The sequence below is a fragment of the Streptomyces sp. NPDC054794 genome (assembly GCF_053611585.1).
Genome location: NZ_JBSHAQ010000019.1, coordinates 48,966 through 72,747, shown reverse-complemented (window position 1 = coordinate 72,747; position 23,782 = coordinate 48,966). Strand labels below are relative to the sequence as shown.

Annotated in this window: 24 protein-coding genes and 2 pseudogenes; 13 read left to right on the top strand and 13 right to left on the bottom strand. The window is 71.5% G+C overall.

The window, feature by feature from the left end; genetic code table 11:
- The first annotated feature begins 112 nt into the window (after positions 1–112).
- Positions 113–2,521, top strand: coding sequence for an MMPL family transporter (locus tag ACWGKT_RS21430; protein WP_453274996.1), 2,409 nt, complete (start codon positions 113–115; stop codon positions 2,519–2,521).
- Position 2,522: 1 nt separating this feature from the next.
- On the opposite strand, the gene ACWGKT_RS21425 is transcribed toward ACWGKT_RS21430, so the two are convergent.
- The 9 genes from ACWGKT_RS21425 to ACWGKT_RS21385 form a co-directional block, all read right to left on the bottom strand.
- Positions 2,523–3,110 (bottom strand): Uma2 family endonuclease, encoded by a 588-nt coding sequence (locus ACWGKT_RS21425; protein ID WP_453274938.1) that lies wholly within the window; start codon positions 3,108–3,110, stop codon positions 2,523–2,525.
- Positions 3,111–3,200: 90 nt separating this feature from the next.
- The gene (locus ACWGKT_RS21420; protein ID WP_453274937.1) at positions 3,201–3,950 is read right to left on the bottom strand and encodes a TetR family transcriptional regulator; all 750 of its coding nucleotides are present in this window, start codon (positions 3,948–3,950) and stop codon (positions 3,201–3,203) included.
- A gap of 54 nt (positions 3,951–4,004) precedes the next feature.
- The gene (locus ACWGKT_RS21415; protein WP_356145240.1) at positions 4,005–4,415 is read right to left on the bottom strand and encodes a VOC family protein; all 411 of its coding nucleotides are present in this window, start codon (positions 4,413–4,415) and stop codon (positions 4,005–4,007) included.
- 70 nt (positions 4,416–4,485) lie between these two features.
- The gene (locus ACWGKT_RS21410; protein ID WP_453274936.1) at positions 4,486–5,052 is read right to left on the bottom strand and encodes a hypothetical protein; all 567 of its coding nucleotides are present in this window, start codon (positions 5,050–5,052) and stop codon (positions 4,486–4,488) included.
- Positions 5,053–5,166: 114 nt separating this feature from the next.
- Positions 5,167–5,928 carry a succinate dehydrogenase iron-sulfur subunit gene (locus tag ACWGKT_RS21405; RefSeq protein ID WP_356145236.1) on the bottom strand — a complete coding sequence of 254 codons (762 nt, stop codon included), beginning with the start codon at positions 5,926–5,928 and terminating at the stop codon, positions 5,167–5,169.
- Complete coding sequence (sdhA, locus tag ACWGKT_RS21400; RefSeq protein WP_453274935.1) at positions 5,928–7,682, bottom strand: succinate dehydrogenase flavoprotein subunit; 1,755 nt, start codon at positions 7,680–7,682, stop codon at positions 5,928–5,930. Before sdhA ends, ACWGKT_RS21405 begins: the two co-directional genes overlap by 1 nt.
- Before the next feature lie 19 nt (positions 7,683–7,701).
- Positions 7,702–8,184 (bottom strand): succinate dehydrogenase hydrophobic membrane anchor subunit, encoded by a 483-nt coding sequence (locus tag ACWGKT_RS21395; protein WP_235457165.1) that lies wholly within the window; start codon positions 8,182–8,184, stop codon positions 7,702–7,704.
- 5 nt (positions 8,185–8,189) lie between these two features.
- Complete coding sequence (sdhC, locus tag ACWGKT_RS21390; RefSeq protein WP_189312057.1) at positions 8,190–8,570, bottom strand: succinate dehydrogenase, cytochrome b556 subunit; 381 nt, start codon at positions 8,568–8,570, stop codon at positions 8,190–8,192.
- Between the two features lie 207 nt (positions 8,571–8,777).
- A complete protein-coding gene (locus tag ACWGKT_RS21385; protein ID WP_453274934.1) occupies positions 8,778–9,413 on the bottom strand; it encodes a 2-oxo-4-hydroxy-4-carboxy-5-ureidoimidazoline decarboxylase in 636 nt (211 codons plus the stop codon).
- Positions 9,414–9,568: 155 nt separating this feature from the next.
- Here ACWGKT_RS21385 and ACWGKT_RS21380 point away from each other — a divergent pair, with 155 nt between their 5' ends.
- From ACWGKT_RS21380 to ACWGKT_RS21365, 4 genes are all read left to right on the top strand, one after another.
- Complete coding sequence (locus ACWGKT_RS21380) at positions 9,569–11,215, top strand: beta-N-acetylhexosaminidase (protein WP_453274933.1); 1,647 nt, start codon at positions 9,569–9,571, stop codon at positions 11,213–11,215.
- 151 nt (positions 11,216–11,366) lie between these two features.
- Positions 11,367–12,131 (top strand): DUF4328 domain-containing protein, encoded by a 765-nt coding sequence (locus tag ACWGKT_RS21375; RefSeq protein ID WP_453274932.1) that lies wholly within the window; start codon positions 11,367–11,369, stop codon positions 12,129–12,131.
- A 119-nt stretch (positions 12,132–12,250) separates the two neighbouring features.
- Complete coding sequence (locus ACWGKT_RS21370) at positions 12,251–12,763, top strand: hypothetical protein (protein WP_453274931.1); 513 nt, start codon at positions 12,251–12,253, stop codon at positions 12,761–12,763.
- Between the two features lie 76 nt (positions 12,764–12,839).
- On the top strand, positions 12,840–13,439 hold the full coding sequence (locus ACWGKT_RS21365) for a hypothetical protein (RefSeq protein WP_356145223.1): 600 nt from the start codon (positions 12,840–12,842) through the stop codon (positions 13,437–13,439).
- Positions 13,440–13,517: 78 nt separating this feature from the next.
- Here ACWGKT_RS21365 and ACWGKT_RS21360 read toward each other — a convergent pair whose 3' ends face one another.
- Positions 13,518–14,024: a DUF1877 family protein gene (locus ACWGKT_RS21360; protein WP_356145221.1), complete on the bottom strand. Its 507-nt coding sequence runs from the start codon at positions 14,022–14,024 to the stop codon at positions 13,518–13,520.
- 167 nt (positions 14,025–14,191) lie between these two features.
- Between ACWGKT_RS21360 and ACWGKT_RS21355 the strand changes: the two genes are divergently transcribed.
- The gene (locus tag ACWGKT_RS21355) at positions 14,192–14,581 is read left to right on the top strand and encodes a hypothetical protein (protein ID WP_356145219.1); all 390 of its coding nucleotides are present in this window, start codon (positions 14,192–14,194) and stop codon (positions 14,579–14,581) included.
- An 80-nt stretch (positions 14,582–14,661) separates the two neighbouring features.
- On the opposite strand, the gene ACWGKT_RS21350 is transcribed toward ACWGKT_RS21355, so the two are convergent.
- Positions 14,662–15,087, bottom strand: coding sequence for a hypothetical protein (locus ACWGKT_RS21350; protein ID WP_356145217.1), 426 nt, complete (start codon positions 15,085–15,087; stop codon positions 14,662–14,664).
- A gap of 226 nt (positions 15,088–15,313) precedes the next feature.
- On the opposite strand from ACWGKT_RS21350, the gene ACWGKT_RS21345 reads away from it, so the two are divergent.
- The 4 genes from ACWGKT_RS21345 (at position 15,314) to ACWGKT_RS21330 (ending at position 18,955) form a co-directional block, all read left to right on the top strand.
- A complete protein-coding gene (locus tag ACWGKT_RS21345; protein WP_453274930.1) occupies positions 15,314–15,946 on the top strand; it encodes an RNA polymerase sigma factor in 633 nt (210 codons plus the stop codon).
- 42 nt (positions 15,947–15,988) lie between these two features.
- Positions 15,989–16,816: a hypothetical protein gene (locus ACWGKT_RS21340; protein ID WP_453274929.1), complete on the top strand. Its 828-nt coding sequence runs from the start codon at positions 15,989–15,991 to the stop codon at positions 16,814–16,816.
- Between the two features lie 418 nt (positions 16,817–17,234).
- Positions 17,235–17,897 carry an RNA polymerase sigma factor gene (locus tag ACWGKT_RS21335; RefSeq protein WP_235457180.1) on the top strand — a complete coding sequence of 221 codons (663 nt, stop codon included), beginning with the start codon at positions 17,235–17,237 and terminating at the stop codon, positions 17,895–17,897.
- A complete protein-coding gene (locus tag ACWGKT_RS21330; RefSeq protein WP_453274928.1) occupies positions 17,897–18,955 on the top strand; it encodes a hypothetical protein in 1,059 nt (352 codons plus the stop codon). Before ACWGKT_RS21335 ends, ACWGKT_RS21330 begins: the two co-directional genes overlap by 1 nt.
- A gap of 236 nt (positions 18,956–19,191) precedes the next feature.
- Here ACWGKT_RS21330 and ACWGKT_RS21325 read toward each other — a convergent pair whose 3' ends face one another.
- The gene (locus tag ACWGKT_RS21325; protein WP_453274927.1) at positions 19,192–20,136 is read right to left on the bottom strand and encodes a L,D-transpeptidase family protein; all 945 of its coding nucleotides are present in this window, start codon (positions 20,134–20,136) and stop codon (positions 19,192–19,194) included.
- A gap of 101 nt (positions 20,137–20,237) precedes the next feature.
- Here ACWGKT_RS21325 and ACWGKT_RS21320 point away from each other — a divergent pair, with 101 nt between their 5' ends.
- Together ACWGKT_RS21320 and leuE are read left to right on the top strand one after the other, a co-directional pair.
- The gene (locus tag ACWGKT_RS21320) at positions 20,238–21,818 is read left to right on the top strand and encodes an acyl-CoA mutase large subunit family protein (protein WP_453274926.1); all 1,581 of its coding nucleotides are present in this window, start codon (positions 20,238–20,240) and stop codon (positions 21,816–21,818) included.
- A 47-nt stretch (positions 21,819–21,865) separates the two neighbouring features.
- Positions 21,866–22,519: a leucine efflux protein LeuE gene (gene leuE / locus ACWGKT_RS21315; RefSeq protein WP_453274925.1), complete on the top strand. Its 654-nt coding sequence runs from the start codon at positions 21,866–21,868 to the stop codon at positions 22,517–22,519.
- Positions 22,520–22,522: 3 nt separating this feature from the next.
- Here leuE and ACWGKT_RS21310 read toward each other — a convergent pair.
- Positions 22,523–23,500: pseudogene (locus ACWGKT_RS21310) on the bottom strand (FAD-dependent monooxygenase); the annotation flags it as partial.
- Between ACWGKT_RS21310 and ACWGKT_RS21305 the strand changes: the two are divergent.
- Positions 23,498–23,623 (top strand): annotated as a pseudogene (locus ACWGKT_RS21305) (TetR family transcriptional regulator); the annotation flags it as partial. The pseudogenes ACWGKT_RS21310 and ACWGKT_RS21305 overlap by 3 nt on opposite strands.
- Positions 23,624–23,782: the final 159 nt, after the last annotated feature.

The following is a 23,782-nucleotide window of genomic DNA, read 5'->3' as shown; positions in this document are numbered from 1 at the left end:
CTTGAGAGTCATGCGGGTCACGTGTCCTCGCGCGCGGGTGGCCGCCAATCCTGTTGCCAGGACCTGGGGGACCGACCGAACCGATCGACTGAGGAGTTTGAGCGTGGCGGCATTGGCACGGTGGTGCTATCGGCACCGGCTGGTGGTCCTGTTGGTGTGGGTGGGAGCGCTGTTCGGGCTGGGATTCTCGGCCTCGACGGCGGGCACGGACTACGCGAACGTCTTCTCCCTCCCGAACACGGACTCCAAGCGCGCGTACGACCTGATGGAGAAGGCGTTCCCGGACAGCGCGGGCGACACCGACACGGTGGTGTGGAAGGTCGACCAGGGGTCGGTACGGGACGCCTCCGTACGGTCCCGGATCCAGCCCGCGCTGGAGAAGATAGCGGCGATGAAGGGCGTCGGCGACGTCACCGGACCCTACGCCGGAGCCCCCGGCGCGCGGCAGATCAGCCGTGACGGCCGGATCGCGTACGCGCAGATCACCTTCACCGAGCGGTCGAACGCCGTACCCAAGGAACTGGTCCAGGACGTCGTCGACACCGCGCAGGGCGCCGAACGCGGCGGTCTGCGGGTGGAGTTGGGCGGTCAGGCGATCCAGCGGGTGCAGGAGCCGCCGACCGGCCTCGCCGAGATGGTCGGCATCGTCGCGGCCGCCCTCGTGCTGTTCCTGGCCTTCGGCTCGCTGTTCGCGATGCTGCTGCCGATCGGCGTCGCCGTCTTCGGCGTCGGCACCGGCCTGTTCTCGACCCAGCTCCTCAGCCACGCCACCGACATCCCCGACCTGGCCCCGCTGCTCGCCACCCTGATCGGCCTCGGCGTCGGCATCGACTACGCCCTGTTCATCGTCACCCGGCACCGGCGCGGCATCCTCAAGGGCATGGCGCCGGAGGACTCGGCGGCCACCGCCCTGGACACCTCCGGCCGCGCGGTGCTGTTCGCGGGCGGCACGGTGTGCATCGCGCTCGCCGGAATGCTGGTGACGAACCTGCGCTTCCTGGACGGGGTGGTGATCGGCACCTCGCTCACGGTCGTCCTGAGCGTGCTGGCCGCCACGACCCTGCTCCCGGCCCTGCTCGGCTTCCTCGGCCCACGGGTGCTGAGCCGCCGCCAGCGGCGGAAGCTGGCCGCCGAGGGTCCCGAGCGGGAGCGGGCGAGCGGACTGGCGGCGCGCTGGTCGGGGACCGTGCAGCGGCGCCCCCGTACGATCGCCGCGCTCGCGCTGGTGGTCATGGCCGTCCTCGCCCTGCCGGTGCTGTCGCTGCGGCTCGGCGCGACGGACCAGGGCAACGACGAGGCGTCGACGACCACGAGGAAGGCGTACGACCTGCTCGCCGAGGGCTTCGGGCCGGGCTTCAACGGCCCGCTCCAGGTGGTCGTGTCCGACGGCGACACCACGGCGCTGGTGAAGGACATCCAGGCGACGCGCGGCGTCGCGCAGGCGGCCGCGCTGCCGCCCGCGCGGGGCGTCACGGTCATCCAGGTGGTCCCGGCGACGTCACCCCAGTCGAAGCAGACGGACGAGCTGATCGACACGCTCCGGGACCACGTCATCCCGGACGCGGGCGCGCAGGCGCACGTGGGCGGTGTGACGGCGGTGTCGAAGGACTTCGCGACGGTCACCGGCGACCGTCTCCCGCTCTTCATCGCGACGATCATCGGCCTGGGCTTCCTGCTCCTGCTGATCGCCTTCCGCTCCGTGGTGGTGCCGCTGACGGCCGCCGTGATGAACCTGATCGCGGCAGCGGCCTCCTTCGGCGTCCTGGTCGCGATCTTCCAGTGGGGCGTGGGCCTGGACCTGCTCGGCCTCGGCAAGGAGGGGCCGATCAACGCCTTCCTGCCGGTCATCATGCTGTCCCTGCTCTTCGGCCTGTCGATGGACTACCAGGTGTTCCTGGTGAGCCGGATGCACGAGGAGTGGGTCCACACGAAGGACAACGCGCGTGCGGTGCGCGTCGGCCTGGCCGAGACCAGCCGGGTCATCAACTCCGCGGCGCTGATCATGGTCTGCGTCTTCCTGGCCTTCGTGCTGAGCGGCGACTCGGGCGCGCAGATGGCGGGCGTGGGCCTCGCGGCGGCGGTGGCCCTGGACGCGTTCGTCCTGCGTACGGCGCTGGTGCCGGCGGCGATGCATCTGCTCGGCGGGGCGAACTGGTGGCTGCCCGGGTGGCTGGACAAGCGGCTGCCGCATCTGGCGGTGGAGCCGACGGAGGAGGCCGAGGAGGCCGTCGATCCGGAGGGCGGCCCCGCCTCGGTGATCCATGGCTTCGTCCGCACGCCCGAGGGCGATCCGGTCGAGGACGCGGGCGTGACACTGCTGTCGAAGGGCGGTCGCCAGCTGGACCGGGTGACGTCCCTGGCCGACGGCTCGTACATCGTGTCGGTACCGGCGCCGGGTTCCTACCTGCTCGCGGTGACGGCGGGCTCACACGGCTCGAAGGCCCGGCATGTGACGGTGGCGGACGGGCCGGTGGTGTACGACGTGGAGGTGGCGGAGGGGGAGGTGGACGCGGTCAACTGACTCAGGCCAGTCCGGCTTTGAGCAGGCGCTCGACATCCAGCACGACCTTGCCGCCCACGGACTCGGGGAGCGTGACGAGCTCCCCGGGGATGTGGATGCCGTGCTTGGCGTAGCGACCACCTGTGGGTTCGGTCAGTACGTGGAGGCGGTGGTGCTTGCGGTCCACGATGACGTAGACGGGAATCCGGGACTTCGCGTAGCAACCGACCTTGGTCTGCAGATCCGTCTTCCAGTTGCTGGAGGTGACTTCCATGACCAACCGGAAGCACGTCGGGTCGTAGCAGCTGTTCTCCACGAGGTGATCGCGGTAGTCGTCGTCTACTACCGACAGGTCGGGGATCGCGTAGTCCTCCGGGCCGCTGGGGAGCCAGAGGCCGATGCCCGGGAGCGCCCGTACCAGGCCCAAATTCATGAATGGGGCTGCGAACAGCATCAGGGCCTCGGAGTGAGGGCCGTCCGGTGCGGGGCTCACGAGAATCTGGTCTCCGATGATCTCGACGCGGAGGCCCGGAACGCTCTCCATGATGTGGTTCGCGTCGGCGATCAGCGACCGCTCCTCGTGCGGCTGCTCGACAGCTGCTGCGGACATCACGTGCCTCCCGTGGGCTGGTGTCGAGAGCATCATCGTAGGCAGGCCGGATGCCGGATGTCCCCTTCGAGCCCGTTCACCTGAAAGTGATCACTCCGCCCCGGCCCGCCGCTCCTTGCCCCCCGGGTCCGGCAGGACCCTGGTCATGCCGGGCAGGAAGTCCGTGAACAGCTCGTGCACCTCCAGTACCAGCGGCCGCAGCACCCGGAACCGGGCCAGGGACACGCCGCGCGCGGTGAGCCGGGCCCCGCGCGCGGCCAGCCGGTAGCTGCGCTCGCGGCCCTCGGTCCGGTCGAAGACCCAGTACAGGACGAGGCCCATCTGGGCGAGCCACATCAGCTCGGGCAGTACCTCCCGCAGCTCCGCCGGCACCTTGGTCTTCGCCCCCCGGAGCACCTCCTTGTGGACGCTGATGGCCTCCAGGCGCGCGTGCTCGCTCTCCGGGGAGAAGGGGCTGAGCGGGCCGTCCGGATCGGCGGCGTTCTTGAAGAACTGCACCGCGAACTCGTGGTACGGCTTCGCGATGTCCAGCCACGCCTTCAGCACACCGGCGAGCCGCGCCTCCAGATCGGTCTCCCGGGCCAGTACGTCCCGGACCGCCACCTGGTGCTCGGCGGCGATCCGGTCGTAGAAGCCCTGGATCAGGTGCTCCTTGCCCTCGAAGTAGTAGTACGCGTTGCCGACGGAGACCCCCGCCTCCTTGGCGATGGCCCGCATCGTGGTCTTGTCGTACCCGCGTTCCTGGAACAGCCGCATGGCCGTCTCCAGGATCAGCGCACGGGTCTGCTCGGACTTGCTCTGAGGGCCGGTCTCGTCGGGACCGTCGTTCTTCGCGGACACGGAAGAAGAGCCTAACGAGTGGCGCGGGCACCGCCGTCGCGCCCCGGGGGTACCTCAGCACCGTCTGGCGAGCTCCGGCCGCTTCGTGTAGTCGGTGAACCCGAGGATGTTCCCCCAGGGGTCGGCGACCTCGACGGTCCACCCCGTGGCCACCGAGAACGGCTCGTCGAGCAGCGTGATCCCGGCGGCGGTGAGCGTCCGTGCCGCCGTCCGCGCGTCCGGCACCTCCAGCCAGACGCGCGGCGAGGGCCAGGGCGGTGGCCGGTGTCCCACCGCCTCCTCGGCCCGCAGCAGAATCCCGGGGGTCTCGCCCCCGACCTTCAGCAGCGCGATCCCGCCCTCGTCGAACCGGAAGGCGGCGGTGAACCCGGCCCGCTCGTAGAAGGCGACGGCCTCCCCGAGGTCCCCGACGGGGAGCAGCACGTTGTCGAACCCGAGCAGTTCGTACGACTCGTCATCTGACATGCCATCAGATTAGGTACGGCGCGACGGGCACCCACGCGGACAGACCGCGGAGGTCACCCGCCCGGCGGTGTCAGAGAGGGGCGAGCTCGGTCCGGCCGGTGAAGTGACCGCCCACCTGTGCGGCGAGCCAGCGCACCCGGTCCAGGTCGCGCCCCGAGCGCACATGCACGTGGACGGTGTGGTCGGGGGAGCACTCGTACTGGTACAGGTCCCGGGAGTTCACCGACAGCGTGAGATACGCGTACTTCTGGGAGATCTCCTCAAGACCCGCCTCCGGGACCTCGGGCCAGCCGTTCAGGTCCCACCGCACGGCCGCCGCGTCCTCGGCGCGCAGGGCCCGGATGAACGGCTCGGCCAGGTCCAGGGGGTGGGACCAGTCGTGGACCGAGACGGGCAGGCACTGTGCGGGGTCGTCCCCGGTCTTCGCCGACCGCGGTTCCGACGCGTTTGCCGCCCACCAGTTGAGCTCGGGCAGCACCTTCAGTACCCCCGCCATGCCCTCCCGGGACCGGATGGTGGCCTCGAAGTCCACCTCGGCGAAGGTGAGATCCGCGATCCCCAGGAAAGTGCGCACGACACCGAGCGCCTCCTCCAGGTCGGGCGTGGTGAAGACGGCGGCCGCGTGCGAGTTGCTCATGTCGGCACCTTGGCACAAGTGAGGGGAGACAGGGAGAAGCGAGAGAAACGCTCGGGCCCCGCTCTCCGGCACGAAACCGGAGGCGGGGCCCATCTCCTCGCAGGAGGGCGGAGCTCAGAAGCGGCGCGTGATGAGCGCCTTCTTGACCTCGGCGATCGCCTTGGTGACCTCGATGCCACGGGGGCAGGCGTCCGTGCAGTTGAAGGTCGTGCGGCAACGCCACACGCCGTCACGGTCGTTGAGGATCTCCAGGCGCTGCTCGGCGGCCTCGTCACGCGAGTCGAAGATGAAGCGGTGCGCGTTGACGATGGCGGCCGGGCCGAAGTACTGGCCGTCGTTCCAGAAGACCGGGCAGGACGACGTGCAGGCGGCGCACAGGATGCACTTGGTCGTGTCGTCGAAGCGCTCGCGGTCCTCCGCCGACTGCAGACGCTCGCGCGTCGGCTCGTTCGTCTCCTTCGTGATCAGGAACGGCATCACGTCCCGGTACGCCTGGAAGAACGGCTCCATGTCCACGACCAGGTCCTTCAGGACCGTGAGGCCCTTGATGGGCTCGACCGTGATCGGCTTCTCGGGGTTGATGTCCTTGATCAGCGTCTTGCAGGCGAGGCGGTTCTTGCCGTTGATCCGCATCGCGTCCGAGCCGCAGATGCCGTGGGCGCAGGACCGGCGGAAGGTCAGCGTGCCGTCGACGTCCCACTTGATCTTGTGGAGGCCGTCGAGGACGCGCTCCTTCGGGTCGATCTCCAGCTGGAAGTCTTCCCAGGTCGCCTCGGCCGAGACCTCCGGGTTGAAGCGGCGGACTCGGAACGTGACCGTGATGTAGGGGGACGCCGCGGCCTCCGCCTCCACCTTGTCCAGAACGGGGGTTGCCATCAGTACTTACGCTCCATCGGCTGGTAGCGGGTCTGGACGACCGGCTTGTAGTCGAGACGGACGGACTCGGTGCCGTCGTCGCCCACCTCGCGGTACGCCATGGTGTGGCGCATGAAGTTGACGTCGTCGCGGTTCGGGTAGTCCTCGCGGTAGTGACCGCCGCGGGACTCCTTGCGGGCGAGGGCGGAGACCGCCATGACCTCGGCCAGGTCGAGCAGGTTGCCCAGCTCGATGGCCTCCAGCAGGTCCGTGTTGAACCGCTTGCCCTTGTCCTGGATCGACACGTTCTTGTAGCGCTCGCGCAGCTCGGCGATCTTCTCGACGGCCGTCTTGATCGTCTGCTCGGTGCGGAAGACCATGACGTTCGCGTCCATGGTCTCCTGCAGCTCGCGACGGATCTGGGCGACCCGCTCGTTGCCGGTGGAGGTGCGCAGCCGCTCGATCTGCTCGACGACGAAGGTCTCCGGGTTCTCCGGCAGCTCGACGAAGTCGGCCTTCTGGGAGTACTCGGCGGCGGCGATGCCGGCGCGGCGGCCGAACACGTTGATGTCCAGCAGCGAGTTGGTGCCGAGGCGGTTGGCGCCGTGCACCGACACGCACGCGACCTCGCCGGCCGCGTACAGGCCCGGGACGACCGTGGTGTTGTCGCTGAGGACCTCACCCTCGACGTTCGTCGGGATGCCGCCCATCGCGTAGTGCGCGGTCGGCTGGATCGGGATCGGGTCCGTGTACGGCTCGATGCCGAGGTAGGTGCGCGCGAACTCGGTGATGTCCGGGAGCTTGGCGTCCAGCTGCTCCGGCGGAAGGTGCGTCAGGTCCAGGTAGACGTGGTCGCCCTCGGGACCGCAGCCGCGGCCCTCGCGGATCTCCGTGTAGATGGAGCGGGAGACGACGTCACGGGACGCGAGGTCCTTCATGACCGGCGCGTACTTCTCCATGAAGCGCTCGCCGTCCTTGTTGCGGAGGATGCCGCCCTCACCACGGGCGCCCTCCGTCAGCAGGATGCCCATGCGCCAGATGCCGGTCGGGTGGAACTGGAAGAACTCCATGTCCTCCAGCGGCAGACCGCGGCGGTAGACGGCGGCCTGGCCGTCACCGGTCAGGGTGTGCGCGTTGGACGTCACCTTGAAGAACTTGCCGGTGCCGCCGGAGGCGTAGATGACGGCCTTCGCCTGGAAGACGTGGATCTCGCCGGTGGCCAGCTCGTACGCCACCACACCGGACGACTTCTTGACGCCGTCGACCTCGGTGATCAGCTGGTCCAGGACGTAGAACTCGTTGAAGAACTCCACGCCCTCCTTGACGCAGTTCTGGTACAGCGTCTGGAGGATCATGTGGCCGGTGCGGTCCGCGGCGTAGCAGGACCGGCGGACCGGCGCCTCGCCGTGGTTGCGGCTGTGACCGCCGAAGCGGCGCTGGTCGATGGTGCCGTTCGGGGTGCGGTTGAACGGCAGGCCCATCTTCTCCAGGTCGAGGACGGCGTCGATGGCCTCCTTCGCCAGGATCTCGGCGGCGTCCTGGTCGACCAGGTAGTCACCGCCCTTGACCGTGTCGAAGGTGTGCCACTCCCAGTTGTCCTCCTCCACGTTGGCCAGCGCGGCGGCCATACCGCCCTGCGCGGCGCCCGTGTGGGAGCGGGTGGGGTAGAGCTTGGTCAGGACAGCGGTGCGGCTGCGCTTCGTGGACTCGATGGCCGCGCGCATGCCCGCGCCACCGGCGCCGACGATGACGGTGTCGTACTTGTGGATCTTCATGATTCTCGCAGCCCCGTGCCTAGCGGATGTTCGGGTCGAAGGTGAAGATCACCAGCGTGCCCAGCAGGATGGTGAACACCGTGGCGGTGTAGAGCAGGCCCTTGAGCCACAGCCGGGTGTTCGCGCGCTCCGCGTAGTCGTTGATGACCGTGCGCAGGCCGTTGGCACCGTGCAGCATCGCGAGCCAGAGCATCAGCAGGTCCCAGACCTGCCAGAACGGGGACGCCCAGCGGCCGGCCACGAAGGCGAAGCCGACCTTGGAGACGCCGCCGTCCAGCACGAGCTGGATCAGCAGGTGGCCGAGGACGAGGACGACCAGCACGACGCCGGACAGGCGCATGAACAGCCAGGCCGCCATCTCGAAGTTGCCCCGGGTGGACTTGGGGCTCTTCTTGGTGCGCTTGCGCGGCGACTCGATGAGGGGGGCCGGGTGGTCGACGCTGTAGAGCGCGTCGCCCTCGACGGGGCCGATCCCGGAAGCGGTGGTTTCAGTGGTGGACATCGGCGTCAGCTCCCGAAGAGGACACGAGCGGCGTGGCCGAGGACCGGGTAGATCGCGCCGGCCATCAGGACGACCCAGACGCCGACGACGGTCCACAGCATCTGCTTCTGGTAGCGCGGGCCCTTCGACCAGAAGTCGACGGCGATGACGCGCAGGCCGTTGAGCGCGTGGAAGAGGATGGCGGCGACGAGGCCGTACTCCAGCAACGCGACGATCGGCGTCTTGTACGTGGCTACGACCTTGTCGTAGGCCTCGGGGGAGACACGCACGAGAGCGGTGTCCAGCACGTGAACGAACAGGAAGAAGAAGATGAGGACGCCGGTGACTCGGTGAGCCACCCAGGACCACATTCCTTCCCGGCCGCGGTACAGCGTTCCAGCCGGCACGGAAGAACCCTCCGGGAGCGGGGACTAGGGCCGCGCCGGCTTCGGTTGTCGGTCGGGCCCGGCCGGGTACGGTCCACCGGCCCCCAGCATCGTAGCCATGCGGTGCGCCGCCGCTGACGGGGGGCCCGTTGGTGTGATCAAAGTGGCACCGGACGGACTACTGCCGGGCGGCCACCAGGGTGGGCCCACCGGTCGTGGCGGCACCGGTCATGTGCCGGGTACGGGCGCGTTCGGGCCGGTCGTGCCCCGCGGCGAAGCCGCTGGTGGGTACGACCGCGCACCACCGAGGAACGTGGCCAGTCTGCCCCTTGCCAGACGCCGAAGCTCCTCCGCCGCTATCACCCGCTCCTCCTCCGGATCGTTGGTCAATCGTGACCGGATGCCTTCGAGGATGCGGTCGAGCGTTTCGTCCGGGTGTACATCGCCCAGGTAGATGACGAACGCGTGGCCGAATCGCGCCTCGTAGGCGGCATGGGCCGCGCTCAGTGCCATATGGGCCACCGAGTAGGTGTCCTCCGGCAGCTCCGGCAGCGACTCGCCCGCCAGGGCCACCGACAGATCCCCCGGGGGCAGGTCGTACGTCGCCTCGTCCGCCGCCGCGAGCAGGGAGTCCAGGTCGGGATAGGGGCGGTGGTCGGCGACGCGCCGGGCCCAGCGGAGGCTGCGCAGGCAGGCCAGGAGCGCCTCGCACGCCTCGTCGGCGGGCGCGGTGTTGAAGCCCTCCAGCAGCGCGGGGGACGCCTGGGTGCGGCTCTGCTCGGGGAGTGCCGGTATGGCCGCCCGGCCGGAGAGGTCGGAGGCGTACGGGAGACGGTGCGCAGGCAGCGTGAATCCTCGCGTCACAGGTGTTTTGGCAGGGGATACTGGGAAAGGTGTGTCGCCAACGTTATCGAGAGCGTTCACGGTGTGTCCGAGAGATGCCCGAAATTCACTCGGACGGGAGAGTTTCGGAACATGCGGTGGACGCATCCGTGTCGCGGGAGTCGTAGGTTGGCGTGGTGAGCCAGCACAGGCGCCGCCCGTCGGCGCAGCAGGTGAGGCAGAGGCGCACGGTGACCGCAGGGGTCTTCGTGGCCACGGTCGGCCTCGGTGTGGGCCTCGGGGTCTGGGCCTCCGCGGACGGGAACGACGGGGGAGCGCCCGCGGGAGCGGCACGGCCGCCCTCGGGCGGGGAGTCCGCGTCCGAGGCCGCGCCCACTCCCACGCGCACCCGCGACTACCCCCTGTCCCAGGCGCCCCGCACCATCCCCGCCGTGCGCTCCCACACCCCCGCCCGCGGCCCCGGCTGGCGCCCGGCGCACGGCCGGCGCGTGGTGGTCGGCGATCCCGAACTGGTCGACGAGGGGCGTCTGATCGCCGGTGAGCTCGGCCTCTCGTACGCGGGCGAGCGGGACGACGTGCGGGCCGGGGACGTACGACTGGCACTCAACGACGACGAGGGCGCGAACCCGGAGTCGTACTCCATGACCGTGCGCGGCGGGCGGGTCAGCATCAGCGGCCCTTCCGACGCGGGCGTCTTCTACGGCACCCGCACCCTCAAACAGGAGGTCCACGGCGGCGGTACGGCCCCGGAGGGCGTCGTGCGCGACCAGCCGGCCAAGCCGCAGCGCGGGTTCATGCTGGACATCGCGCGCAAGCCGTACTCCGCTTCCTGGATCGAGGACCGGGTGCGCGAGCTGGGGGACCTGAAGTTCAACCAGCTGGGGCTGCACTTCTCCGACGACCAGGGGTTCCGGATCGAGTCCTCGACCCACCCGGAGATCGTGTCCCGGGACCATCTGACCAAGGCCCAGGTCAGGCGGATCGTCGACCTCGCCGCCGCCCGGCACATCGCCGTCGTCCCGGAGATCGACTCGCCCGGCCACCTCGGCGCGGTCATCGCCGCCCACCCCGACCTGCAACTGCGCAGCGCGCAGGGCGTCGCGGCACGCGGCGCGGTCGACATCTCCAAGGCCGACGCGGCAGCCCTCGTCGACGACCTCCTCAACGAGTACGCCGACCTGTTCCCGGGTGAGTACTGGCACCTCGGCGGCGACGAGTACCGGGCCCTGACGGTGTCCGATCCGCAGGGTCTGTATCCGCAGCCGGCCGCCGCCGCCCGGCAGCGGTACGGCTCCGGTGCCACCGTCGCCGACCTCGCCACCGGCTGGCTTGGCGACCGCGCCGACACGATCCGGGCCCACGACCGCACGATGCGGGTCTGGAACGACGGCTTCTTCCGGAACACGTCCGTGCAGCCCGCCAAGGACCTCCAGGTCGCCTACTGGACCGGCAAGGAGATCGGCGCCCGGCAGCCGGTGGAGTACCTGGGCGCGGGACGGCAGGTCCTCAACTACAACGACGAGTTCCTCTATTACGTCCTCGGGCAGCCGCAGACCTTCGTCTATCCGACGGGAGAGCGGATCTACGAGCAGTGGACCCCGCGCGTGCTGCGCGGCACCGTCGCGGTGCCCGCGGGCTACGACGGGCAGATCCTCGGCGGGTCCTTCGCCGTCTGGTCCGACTTCCCGAACGCCCAGACGGAGAAGCAGGTCGCCGCGGGCATCCGGATGCCGCTGCGGGCCACCGTCCAGAAGCTGTGGGACCCTGACCGGCCCGCGCTGAGCTGGGCGGAGTTCAAGAAGCTCGCGGACCGGCTGGGCTGACTCCGGCCGGGTCGCCACCGCGTCGGCCGGCCGACCGGAATCGATTAGACGTGCGACGCCCGCGAACCGTATCTTCCGCATGCCGCGCGTCGCGTTTCGGGGGAGAGAGCGACCGTCGGCGCTTTCGACCGACACCTCGGGGGATTCCATCGTGATCTGTTCACGCTGCCATCATTTCGCCGCCGCGCCCGGCGGCACCCTGTGCGCCCAGTGTGCCGTCGCTCCGCCCGCGCCCGCCGCCCCGTTCGCCCCACCGGCCAACGCCTGGCTGCGCTCGCCGGTCGGGCTCGGCCGGGCCGCCGCCGTGGCGCTCGGACTCGTCATCGCCACCGACCTGTTCGCCATCTGGGCGGACCTGCTGAACATGCGGGTCGCGGACGAGCTCGCGGACGGCGCGTACACGGCGGGCATGGGCCGGCGGGCCGACCACGCCGACTCCGTCTACCGGGTGTCGGGCCTCGTCCAGACGACGGCCCTGCTGGCGAGCATCGTCATGTTCCTGTGCTGGTTCTACCGGGCGCGGGTCAACGCCGAGGTCTTCGACCAGGCCGGGCACGAGAAGTCGCGCGGCTGGGCGATCGGGGGCTGGTTCACGCCGGTGGCGAACCTCTGGTTCCCGCGCCGGATCACCCTCGACATCTGGGACGCCAGCACCGCCTGGGGCGCGCGCCGCTCGCACGCGCTGGTCAACACCTGGTGGACGCTGTGGATCATCTCCCTGTTCGCCGACCGGGCCGCGGCCGTCGAGTACCGCAAAGCCGACACCGCGTCGGAACTGGCCGTCGCCGCACGGCAGATGCTGTTCTCGGACGCCGTCGACATCGCGGCCGCCGTCCTCGCCATCCTCGTCGTCCTGCGGCTGACCCGCATGCAGCACCAGAAGGCGCTGGCCGGCCCGGTGCCCGCGATGGTCTGATCACCGGCTCGCCGCCGTCCGGCCGTCACCTTTCCGATTGCCGCATACGGCTGCGGACTCCCGCGGGCCTGTGGTGTATTCGGCCCGAGCCGCACCGGACGGGCCATTGGGGGACGCGCATGGGCTACTGGGGGTACTTCGTCGTGGGCCGCGCCGAGCGGCCGCTCGCCGAACTGGCGGTACTGGCCGGCGCCGAGGGCATGACCCTGCGGGCGTCGGCGCCCGGCGGCTGGCAGGTGTGGGAGTACGCGGGTCCGGACAGCGAGGCCGGCGAGGTCGGGAACATGAACGCCCTGGCCGAGGGGACCGGTGCGCCCGCGCTCTTCGGATACGTCATGGACAGCGCCTGCGTGGTCGTCGAGGCGGCCGCGCCTCAGAGCGGCGGCTGGACGACCTGTCTCGCGCGGGCCGCGATGGCCCGGTACCTCGGCGTCGGCCAGGAGGGACTCACGCTGGAGGACTACTTCCTCGAGCCCGGCGACGCCGCCGGGCGCGCGGTGGCCTGGGCCGCCGAGGCGGGGCACACGGCCGACGCCGAGGCGCTGGTGGACGTGCTGGCCGCCGACCCCGACCCATTGGCCGAAAACCTCTTCTTCCGCCTGCTCGACCGGCTCGGTGTGGTGCCGCTGTGACACTCCGGCGGCGTTGCACGCAGTAAGGGGAAGTGCGGGCTCCGTAAAGGTCGGCGCCCTGGCGAGGGAGGCGTGGATGAGCCTGGTGGAACTGATCGCGCAGGCCGACGAACGCGGACTGGCGACCAGCGGGTTGGCTTGTTTGGACCGGTGCGTGCCCTTGCTGGGCGGCGACGACGAGGTGCTGCGCCCGCTGTGGGCGAGCCTCGCGGACGGCGGCGGCGACTGGGCGGAGGGCTTGGAGAAGGCGCGTACGGCGCTCGACTCCGTCGGCCCGGAGGAGCCCGCCGAGGACGAGGCCGCGCTGCTCACGCGCCGGATGCTCGGTGCCGCCCCGGCCGAGCGCATGGGAGCCGGGATACGGGTGTGGGCCGACGCCTGCTCCGTGGCCTCGCTCCAGATACACCGGCTCCTCGACCCCGCCGGGGACGGCGCCGGCTCGGCCGACGAGCTCCCGCACGCCCTCAACTCCGTGCGCGCGGGCGGGATCCCCGCCGAGGGCCGTACGGAGGGCATGTCGCCGCTGGTCGCCGCCGAACTGCGACGCCAGGTCACCGTCCTGGAACTGCTGGCCGGCTACGGCACGGGCGGGCTGCGCCAGGCACTGGAGGTGTCGACCGAGGGCCGCCGGGTGCTGCGCGCGGTGGTGTCCCGCCGGGCCCGGGGCCGCGGCTGAACCGGACGGCCCCGCGTACCGGACGGCGCATCGGCCCGGACGGTCCCTCAGCCATGCCGTGTCACCGCCGGATGGTGCTCAGCGGTGTGGGCCTATGAGGAGCCACTTGACCACCGCGTCGCCGTAGCCCGCGGTCCGTGCGTAGAAGGCCGTCAGATCCCGGTGGGCCGACTCGAAGGCACCCCGTGTCTGCGGTTCCACGTCCGGGCCGCCGTATCTGGGCAGCAGGTCGCGGCGCGCCGAGTGCCACAGCGCTCCGAAGTCGGTGGACGAGAGGTAGTCGGAGACGCGGCTCACCTGAGCCGCCGTGAGCAGCAGGAACGGTGGTTTGTCCTGCTCGGCGGGGAACACCGGCCGGCCGCCCAGGATCACCTGGGCACACGGCTCCTCCTCGGGCTGGTACGGCGGAGCGCCCGCGTAGAGGAGGTCGTGGTCGAGGTAGCGCCGGTCCAGCATCTCCTCGCGATGACGGTCGACCCGTGTGCGGACGCTGTCCCAGTCGTCCTCGAACAGCTTCCGCAGCCAGGTCGTGCTGTTGCGCAGGGCCGGAGGCGGCACCGCGCGCAGGTGGAAGTACATGTTCATCGCTGAATGGAGCGCACGGGAGCGCCGAAGCATCACACCTGTGCGCGCCCGGAGTTCGGGGAAGTTCCTGTGAGCGTCGTGCGGGGGAGGTGCGGGAGAACTGCACCGGTTCCGGGTGCGGCCGGGGTACGGGTGACGAATGGAACGCTGACCTCGCTCTTCCGTACGTGACGACTCAGCAGGAGACCAGGCCCCAGGCCGCGGCGAAGCCGACGCGGTGGGCGGCGGACGCGGTGGTGACCATGCGCGAGGGCGCGCGGGTGCGGCTCGACTACTCGGCGCAGAGCCTGTGGCGCGTCGACCGGACGATCGAGGAGATACGGCGGGAGGGCGCGCCGTACGGCGCCGTGCAGAGCGTGCTGCGCGGTTTCGGGGCGTACGCCGGTGAGGTGATCGTGCGCAACAGCGGCGCCGAGTGGTGGGCGACCGGCGGCGACCACTGGATCCGTACGCCCGACGGCCGCCTGTGGGACCCCATCGACGAGGCCCGCCGCTGCTACGAGGGACAGGGCTCGCTGCGGCTGCTGTGCCGCGACGCGACCGACGCCGCGAGGTGACACGGCCCTGCTCCCGGGCGAGGTGACACGGCCGGGCCCCGTGTGAGGGGAGGGGCCCGGCCGGCCGGGGGACACAGGCCCTAGTCCGCCGTGACTCCCCAATACCCGATATGGGTTGGTTCGCCGTCCGTGTAGAGCACGGTGCATCTGCCTTGCGCGCGGCCCGGGAAGTCGAGTCGGTAGGAGTCCAGCGCCTCGTCCCAGTCGGCGTACGTGGGGCGGCCGTCGGGGGCCCAGGCGCGGACCTCCTCCTCCGTCAGCGGGCGCATGAACGGGCCGTCCTCCGGGTCCGTCGGCTCGATCACCATGGGGAGGTCCAGCACGGTGCCCGTGCCCCCGGTGAAGATGTACTCCTGCCAGTCGGGGTCCTGCCACAGCTCCTCGATCGTGCGGCCCGCTCCGAATCCGTGGTCGTCCCGCGCCAGTTCCTCCACCTGTGCCTGACGGAACGCCGCCGCCAGATCACGCCGGTACGGGCCCGTCTGCGTCCAGCAATCGCCCCCCATGCCGCTTCCTTCCTTCCGTGTCGTCCGATCGGTGAGGCGCAGCGTAGGAGGTGGCACTGACAGTGGGCGTGACCAGGGAGTCCGCTGTGCACTGTGACACTTCTGTGAGGCCCGACGCTGTTGACCGTGGGGGTGGGCGGCGCGATCGGTCGTGTCGCACGGTGCGGATTCCCTACGAGAACGAGCACGAGCAATGGTCACGAGCTCTGTACGGACGAGGACGGTCTTGGGCCACGGAGGGGAACCCCGTCGCACGCAGGCGTACGACGGGGAGCTGGGCGCGGCCGTCGCGCGGGCCCAGGACGGTGACGAGGCCGCCTTCGCGGTCGCCTACCGGTTCGTGCAGCCCGGGCTGCTCGGCTATCTGCGCGGCCTCGTCGGGGACGACGCGGAGGACGTGGCCTCCGACGCCTGGCTGGAGATAGCCCGGGACCTCGGGCGGTTCAAGGGCGACGGCGCCGGGTTCCGCGGCTGGACCGCGACCATCGCCCGGCACCGGGCGTTGGACCACCTGCGCCGGCAACGGGTGCGACCCCGGGCGTCGGCGCTCGAACAGGACGTACTGGACCTGCCCGGTCCGCAGAGCACGCACGACCAGGCGTTGGAGTCCATCTCCACCGAGTACGCCCTGGAGCTGGTCCGCGGATTGCCGCGCGACCAGGCCGAGGCCGTGCTGCTCAGGGTGGTCGTGGGCCTCGACGGACCGGCCTCCGCGCGGGTCCTGGGCAAGCGCCCGGGAGCGGTGCGCACGGCCGCGTACCGGGGCCTGAAACGGCTCGCCCGCCAGCTCGGCGGTGGGGCCGAGACGGGCGAGGGTGTGACGGAAGACGGCCCCAGCACGCTGGGGGAGTCGACATGAACGAAAGCGGCGGCGGACCGCCGGACAGGGATGGATGGGCACATGGGTGAGCGGCAGAGCGACGGTGGGCTGCACAGCCGTCGGCGCGTGCACCCGGACGACAGCGCCAACGGATCGCGGGCCACGATCGAGCCGGCCGGCCTGGAGGAGTACCTCGGTGCCGCCCTGCGCGCCGGCGCCGTCGACCCGGCGGCCGAGCAGCGGGCGACGGACGCGTTCCGGGTCGCCCGGGACGCCGGCAGCCACCGGGCGCGGACCCGTCGACGGGACGACTGGCGGCCGCGCGAGCACCGCCACATGTGGCGGTCGGTGAAGACCACGGCGGCGATGCTGGTGGCCGGCCTCACCCTGGGCGGTGTCGCGGTCGCCGCCATCGGCTCCGTCGACTCCTCCGACGGGCGGGACGACCGGCACCGCCAGGACGCGAGCGCGGGCGCCACGGACGGGGCCTCCAGGGGCCCGTCGGGCAAGCTGTCCCCCTCGTCCGGCCCGGGGGCGCACGACCGTCCGGAGACCGCCAAGGACACCCTCGCCCACTGCCGTGCCTACGAGTCCGTCAAGGGCAGCGGCAAGGCGATGGAGTCGACGGCCTGGCAGCGGCTCGTCACGGCGGCGGGCGGCGAGGTGAACGTCGAGGCGTACTGCGCCGAGCAGTTGGCCGCCCGGAGCCACGAGCCGGGCAACTCCGGCAACTCCGGCAACTCCGGCAATTCTGGTAATACGGCCAACCCGGGCAACACGGCCAAGAGCGACAAGCCCAAGACGAACACCGGCAATAGCGGTAATGCCGGCAACACCGGCAATACGGCCAAGCCCACCAACGCCGCGAAGCCCGACGCCAGCCCGAATCCCGGCACCAAGAAGAAGTGATTCGGCTCACGCGGGGCCGGGGCGGGCGATCCGCCCGGGGCCGACGCGCTGTCCGTCATGCGCCGGACGCGTGGCTTTCGAAGGCTCTACGCCCGATTCCCCGTGGTCGGCCACGGGGTCCGTCCCGGTCCGCCGGGCGCCGCCGTGATCTGCCGAGGCAACGGCCGGAGCCGCCACCCCCCACAGGAGAGGCCCCGGCCGTCGCGCGGCACGGGCCGCGCGGCGGCCCGTACTCCCTACAGCGCCGAGAGTGCGTTTTCTGTCACACCTCAGTGCGTCACGAGTTAGTTGCACCTTGTACGGACGTGGACGAGGAGCGGTTTCAGGTCGTAACGTGCCTTTCGCGTCGAACGCAGATGCATGATCACTGCAACGATCGGCGGCCCGACCGCCGCGACCATCTATAGAGGAACCACGGGTGCTGGGGGACGACGCGGAGCTGACCGCCGCGGTACGTGCGGCACAGGACGGGGACGAGACCGCTTTCCGGACTGTGTACCGCACGGTTCATCCGCGACTGCTCGGTTACGTACGGACGCTGGTGGGCGATCCGGACGCCGAGGACGTCGCGTCCGAGGCCTGGCTGCAGATAGCCCGCGACCTGGCCCGGTTCAGCGGGGACGCCGACCGCTTCCGCGGCTGGGCCGCCCGCATCGCCCGCAACCGCGCCCTGGACCACATACGGATGCGCGGCCGCCGGCCCGCGATCGGCGGCGACGAGACCGAACTGACCGGCCGGGCAGCAGAGTCCGACACGGCGGGCGAGGCCATCGAAGCCCTCGCCACCGACAGCACCCTCTCCCTCATCGCGCGGCTCCCGCAGGACCAGGCCGAGGCCGTCGTCCTGCGCGTGGTCGTCGGCCTCGACGCCAAGACCGCCGCGGAGACCCTCGGCAAGCGCGCCGGCGCCGTACGCACGGCCGCGCACCGCGGTCTGAAGCGGCTCGCGGAACTGCTCGGCGAGGATCCGGAATCCGCCGGCGTGCTCGACGCACTGCCGGCCCAGCGAGAACCACGCCGTCGCGCGGTGACGTCCGCCACTGTGACGCATACGCGTTCGGGGACGCAGAAGGACATGTGATGGCCGACGAGCAGTACAAGTGGCTGGACCGTGAAACGGCGGAACGTCTGCTGCGCGGGGAGTCGCTGGAAGCCGTCGACGCGTCCGCCCGTGAGCAGGCGGAGCGACTCGCCAAGGCCCTCGGCGCGCTCTCCGTCGACGCCCCCGCGGCCGGTGAACTCCCCGGCGAGGAAGGCGCGTTGGCCGCCTTCCGCAAGGCGCGCGAAGCGAGCGAGGCGGAGCGGGTCGCCGCAGGCCACCGCGACGAACTCGCCGCGCGGCGCGCCGGCCGGACGGAACCCTCGTCCGACGTCGGCCTGGTCCGCATCGGCGGCCGGTCCCGCCCCGACCGCCGCCGGAACCGGGCCCGCCCGGTGCGGCTGGCGCTGGCCGCCGCACTGGCCGCCGGCATGCTCGGCGGCGTCGCCGTGGCGGCCGGAACCGGAGTTCTGCCGACGCCGTTCCAGAACGACCGTCCCGGGCCCGCGGCCTCCGTCTCGGCCCCCGAGCAGCCGCTCGTCTCGCCCTCCCAAGGCAGCGTGCAGGGCGGTGAGTCCGGCACCCCGACGCCCGGCGGCACGGCGAGCGCCACCCCGGGCACCGGCTCCCGGCGCGACACGGCCGGGCAGGACCCGGCCACCGGCGAACCGACCGGCTCCGCGGGCGCATCCCGCGGGGCCGACGAGTGGTGGAGCGGCGCGCTCTCGGCCTGCCGCGACATACGGGACGGCAGGAACCTCGACGCCGACCGCAAGCGCGCCCTGGAGGGGGCCGCGGGCGGAGCCGCGCGCGTGTGGCGGTACTGCCGTGGCGTCCTGGACGGCCACATCCCCGGCAGGATCGGCGGCGACGACGCGGACGAGCGCGGCGGCAAGGGCGACGGGGACGACAAGAACGGCCAGGGCGGCGACGACGACCGCCACCGGGGCCGTCATCACCGGGACCGGGAGCACGGCAACGACCACCACCAGGACGGCGGTGCCGTCACGCCCGCCCCCACGGTCTTCGGCCCGCTGCCGGTCCACCGCCCGACGCGGACTCAGGCCCCGGCGCCGAGCCCGACGTACAGCGCGCTCTGACCCGTTCTCGCCTCGCTGACCTGTGCGTTCGTCCCGCGCTGAAATTTTTTCGCGCGGGGTGTGACGTTTTCGGCCCCCGGGACGCAGTACTCAGTGAGCCGACTGGTCATCGGCCGTCGCACTGAGCCGGGGTTCCCCCCGTACCCACGGCTCGTGCACATGGCGCGGGCGGGACACGTTCCCCCGGTCCCGCCCGCGCCCCACAAACCCTCTTGGTACTCCCCGCGCTTCGCGCGTCACCAGTAGACGACGACCTTGTCGCCCTTCCTCACCTGAGCGAACAGCCGCGCGATCGCCGTCTCGTCCCGCACGTTGACACATCCGTGGGAACCGCCCGCGTAGCCCCGCGCCGCGAAGTCGTAGGAGTAGTGCACCGCTTGGCCGCCGCTGAAGAACATCGCGTACGGCATCGGCGAGTCGTAGAGCGTCGACACATGATGCCGTGACTTCCAGTAGACGTGGAACACACCTTCGCGGGTGGGGGTGTACTGCGCGCCGAAGCGCACGGACATCGTCGACACCGTCCGTCCGTCGACCATCCAACGCAGCGTCCGGCTGGTCTTGCTGATGCACAGCACGCGTCCGGTCAGGCAGCGCATGTCGGGCGCGGCGGCGGGCTGACCGCCCATCAGGTACAGCTCCCACCGGCCGGGTTCATGCGTCATGTCCCGCAGCCGCCGCCAGGTGACGGTGTCGGCCCTGCCGGTCGCCGGCAGCCCGCGCTTGCCCTGGAAGCCCGCGACCGCCTTCTCCGTCAGGTCGTCGTACGTCCCCGTCGGCCCGTCGAAGAGCCAGTCGACCTGGCGCAGACGGGCCTGCAGCTCGCGTACGCCGGTGCCGGAGTCGCCGCGGGACCACAGCACGGGCGCCGGGGCGCGGGATGCCCGCGGGGTGCCGGGCGAGCCCGGTGCGGCCGGCGAGGCCCGGGAGGGGCTGGACGGCGGGCCGGAGCTGCCGGGGAACTCGATGTGGACCGGCAGGCGGTGCTTGGCGTCCCCGTCCGGCGCCTGCACGTTGCAGCCGCACAGCACGGCGAGCGCGGCGGCCGAGGCGAGCGCGGCGGCGGTGGGCCGTGCGGGTACGGCGATGGGCCGTCCGGGTGCGGTGGTGGACCGCCCGCGTATGGCGGTGGACCGCCCGAGCGCGGCGGCGCGCCGCGACAAGATCCCCTTGGTCCTCATCCTGGGATGCTTCCCCGCGTGACCGCCGCCGAACTACGGGGCATGGTGGGGAGTAACAAACGCACTGCGGGGAACGGGACACGTACTGCGGAGGCACCACGATGGCGCGTGAGTCGGAGTCCGGACTGCCGATCGAGCCGGTCTACGGACCGCGGGACCTCGCGGGCTGGGACCCGGCGCGCCAGTTGGGCGAACCGGGCGCCTACCCGTTCACCCGCGGCGTCTACCCCACGATGTACACGGGCCGCCCCTGGACCATGCGCCAGTACGCCGGCTTCGGCACGGCGACGGAGTCGAACGCCCGCTACAAGCAGCTGATCGCGCACGGCACGACGGGCCTGTCCGTCGCCTTCGACCTGCCCACCCAGATGGGCCACGACTCCGACGCGCCCCTCGCGCACGGCGAGGTCGGCAAGGTCGGCGTGGCCATCGACTCCCTGGACGACATGCGGGTGCTGTTCGGCGGGATCCCGCTCGACAAGGTGTCGACGTCGATGACCATCAACGCCCCGGCGGCCCTGCTGCTGCTCCTGTACCAGCTGGTGGCCGAGGAGCAGGGGGTGGCGGCGGACCGGCTCACGGGCACCATCCAGAACGACGTGCTCAAGGAGTACATCGCGCGCGGGACCTACATCTTCCCGCCCAAGCCGTCCCTGCGGCTGATCGCGGACATCTTCCAGTACTGCCGGACCGAGATCCCGAAGTGGAACACGATCTCGATCTCCGGCTACCACATGGCCGAGGCGGGCGCCTCGCCCGCGCAGGAGATCGCCTTCACCCTCGCGGACGGCATCGAGTACGTCCGTACGGCGGTGTCGGCCGGCATGGACGTCGACGACTTCGCGCCCCGCCTGTCCTTCTTCTTCGTCGCCCGTACGACGGTCCTGGAGGAGGTCGCCAAGTTCCGCGCGGCCCGCCGGATCTGGGCGCGGGTGATGAAGGAGGAGTTCGGCGCGAAGGACCCGAAGTCCTGGATGCTGCGTTTCCACACCCAGACCGCGGGCGTCCAGCTCACGGCCCAGCAGCCGGAGGTGAACCTGGTCCGGGTGGCGGTGCAGGGCCTGGCCGCGGTGCTCGGCGGCACGCAGTCCCTGCACACCAACTCCTTCGACGAGGCGATCGCGCTGCCCACGGACAAGAGCGCCCGCCTCGCCCTGCGCACCCAGCAGGTCCTGGCCCACGAGACCGACGTGACCGCGACGGTGGACCCGTTCGCCGGCTCGTACGCCGTGGAGCGGATGACGGACGACGTGGAGACGGCGGCGCTGGACCTGATGCGCCGGGTCGAGGACCTCGGCGGCGCGGTCGCGGCGATCGAGCGCGGCTTCCAGAAGGAGGAGATCGAGCGCAACGCGTACCGCATCGCCCAGGAGACCGACTCGGGCGAGCGGGTCGTGGTCGGCGTCAACCGCTTCCAGCTGGACGAGGAGGAGCCGTACGAGCCGCTGCGGGTCGACCCGGCGATCGAGGCCCAGCAGGCGGACCGCCTGACCCGGCTGCGCGCCGAACGGGACCGGGCGGCGGTGGACTCGGCGCTGGCCGCGCTGAAGAAGGCCGCCGCGGGGGAGGACAACGTCCTGTACCCGATGAAGGAGGCGCTGCGGGCCCGCGCGACGGTGGGCGAGGTGTGCGGCGCGCTGCGCGAGGTGTGGGGCACCTACGTCCCCTCCGACGCCTTCTGACCAGCACCGACGACGGCAGTGTCGGACCGGCGTGCGACACTCCTGGCATGTTCGGCGTCATCGATCTCCCCACCTATCTGGCAGGCCTGGTCCTGATCGTCCTGCTGCCCGGCCCCAACTCGCTCTACGTGCTGTCCGTGGCCGCCCGCCGCGGTGTCCGGGCCGGCTACACCGCCGCCGCGGGCGTGTGGTGCGGGGACACCGTGCTGATGACGCTGTCGGCGGCCGGGGTCGCCTCGCTGCTCCAGGCGAACGCCGTGCTGTTCGGGATCGTGAAGTACGCGGGCGCCGGCTATCTGACCTGGCTGGCGATCGGGATGCTGCGGGCCGCCCGGGGGATGTGGCGGTCGCGGCGGGAGCGACTGGTCGAGGAGGCCGCCCCCGAGGATGCCGCCGGCCAGGAGCGGCCGTTTAGGCGTGCCCTCGTCGTCAGCCTCTTCAATCCGAAGGCGATCCTGTTCTTCGTCGCCTTCTTCGTGCAGTTCGTCGACCCGGGGTACGCCTATCCGGCCCTGTCCTTCGTGGTCCTCGGCGCCTTCGCCCAGGTGGCCAGCTTCCTCTACCTCAGCGCGCTGATATTCGGCGGCACGCGGCTGGCCGCCGCCTTCCGCCGCCGCAAGCGTCTGTCGGCGACGGCGACCTCGGCGGCGGGTGCGCTGTTCCTCGGGTTCGCGGTGAAGCTGTCGCTGGCGAGCTCCTGACGCCTACCGGCCCAGGCCGAGGCGCGCCAGGCAGCCGGTGAGGGTCTCCGGCGAGTCGCCCGCCCAGCCGACGTAACCGTCCGGGCGGACGAGGAACAGGCCCGTTCCGTAGTACGGCTCGGGGGCCGGGCCGCGGACGGTCCGCACCCCGTCGCCCAGCTCCGGTGCCTGCGCGCCCAGCAGGGTCCGGTGCGGTCCGCGGAAGGCGTCGAAGAGCCGTACGCCGTCGACCGTCCCGTCGGGGGCGCGGTCCCCGGCCCGCACGCCGCCGGACCCGTTCGCGCCGGACCCGTTCGCGCCGGTCTCGGCCGTGCGGGTCTCTGCCGTCAGTGACGAGTCCCGGTAGCCGAGGCCGAGCTGGATGGTCGCCTCGCCGCGGCGCACCTCGCCGCGGTGGACGCCGGTCGACAGGCCCAGCATCCCGACCGCGACGGGCCGCCGTTCCTCCGCGTAGGTGTCCAGGAGGTCCTCGGGCGCGCCCACGCGCAGCACCGCGCCCAGCTTCCAGCCGAGGTTGTAGGCGTCCTGGACGCTGGTGGTCAGGCCCTGGCCCCCGGCGGGCGAGTGGATGTGCGCCGCGTCGCCGGCGAGGAAGACGCGCCCGGCCCGGAAGCGGTCCGCGAGGGCCGCGCGGGGCCGGAAGTCGGAGGCCCAGCGCACCTCGGTCACGTCCTCGGGGGCGAGGTGGGACCGGGCGGCCACGACCTCGCGGATGGCGTCGAGACCGAGGCCGGGGGCCGTGCCCTCGGGGAACTGGGCGACGAGCTGGAAGTCCCGCGTGCCCGCGAGCGGACAGAGCGCCAGGTAGCCGGCGCCGTCCTCGCGCGGCGGGAAGATGTGCCAGTTGTCGCGGTCGAGGCCGTCGACGCGGACGTCGGCGACCAGCACGGGCGCGGGATCGACCGTCTCACCGGTCATGCCGATGCCCAGCGTGCGCCGCACGGCCGAGCGCCCGCCGTCGGCCGCGATGGGACCGCCCGCCGCGCGGATTTCCCCCTGTCGGCCGCAGCCGGCGCGGAGATCTTCGAGGACTACGATCGCGGCTTCGACGAGGGACCGGCCCTGGTCGTCGCGGGGATCGAGGCCCGGTACGGCATCCGCTGAACCGGGTCACCCGCCCGGAGAGCCACCCCCGCGGCGGAACGGCCAATTCACTTCCGGTCGTATCGCAATGTCATTCCGTGTTCACCTGAGAGTCGCTGTGCTGTCGCGTCCGAGCGGCGGAGCCGTCGAAGGATCGCGGAGATATTTCCGAAGCGAGCA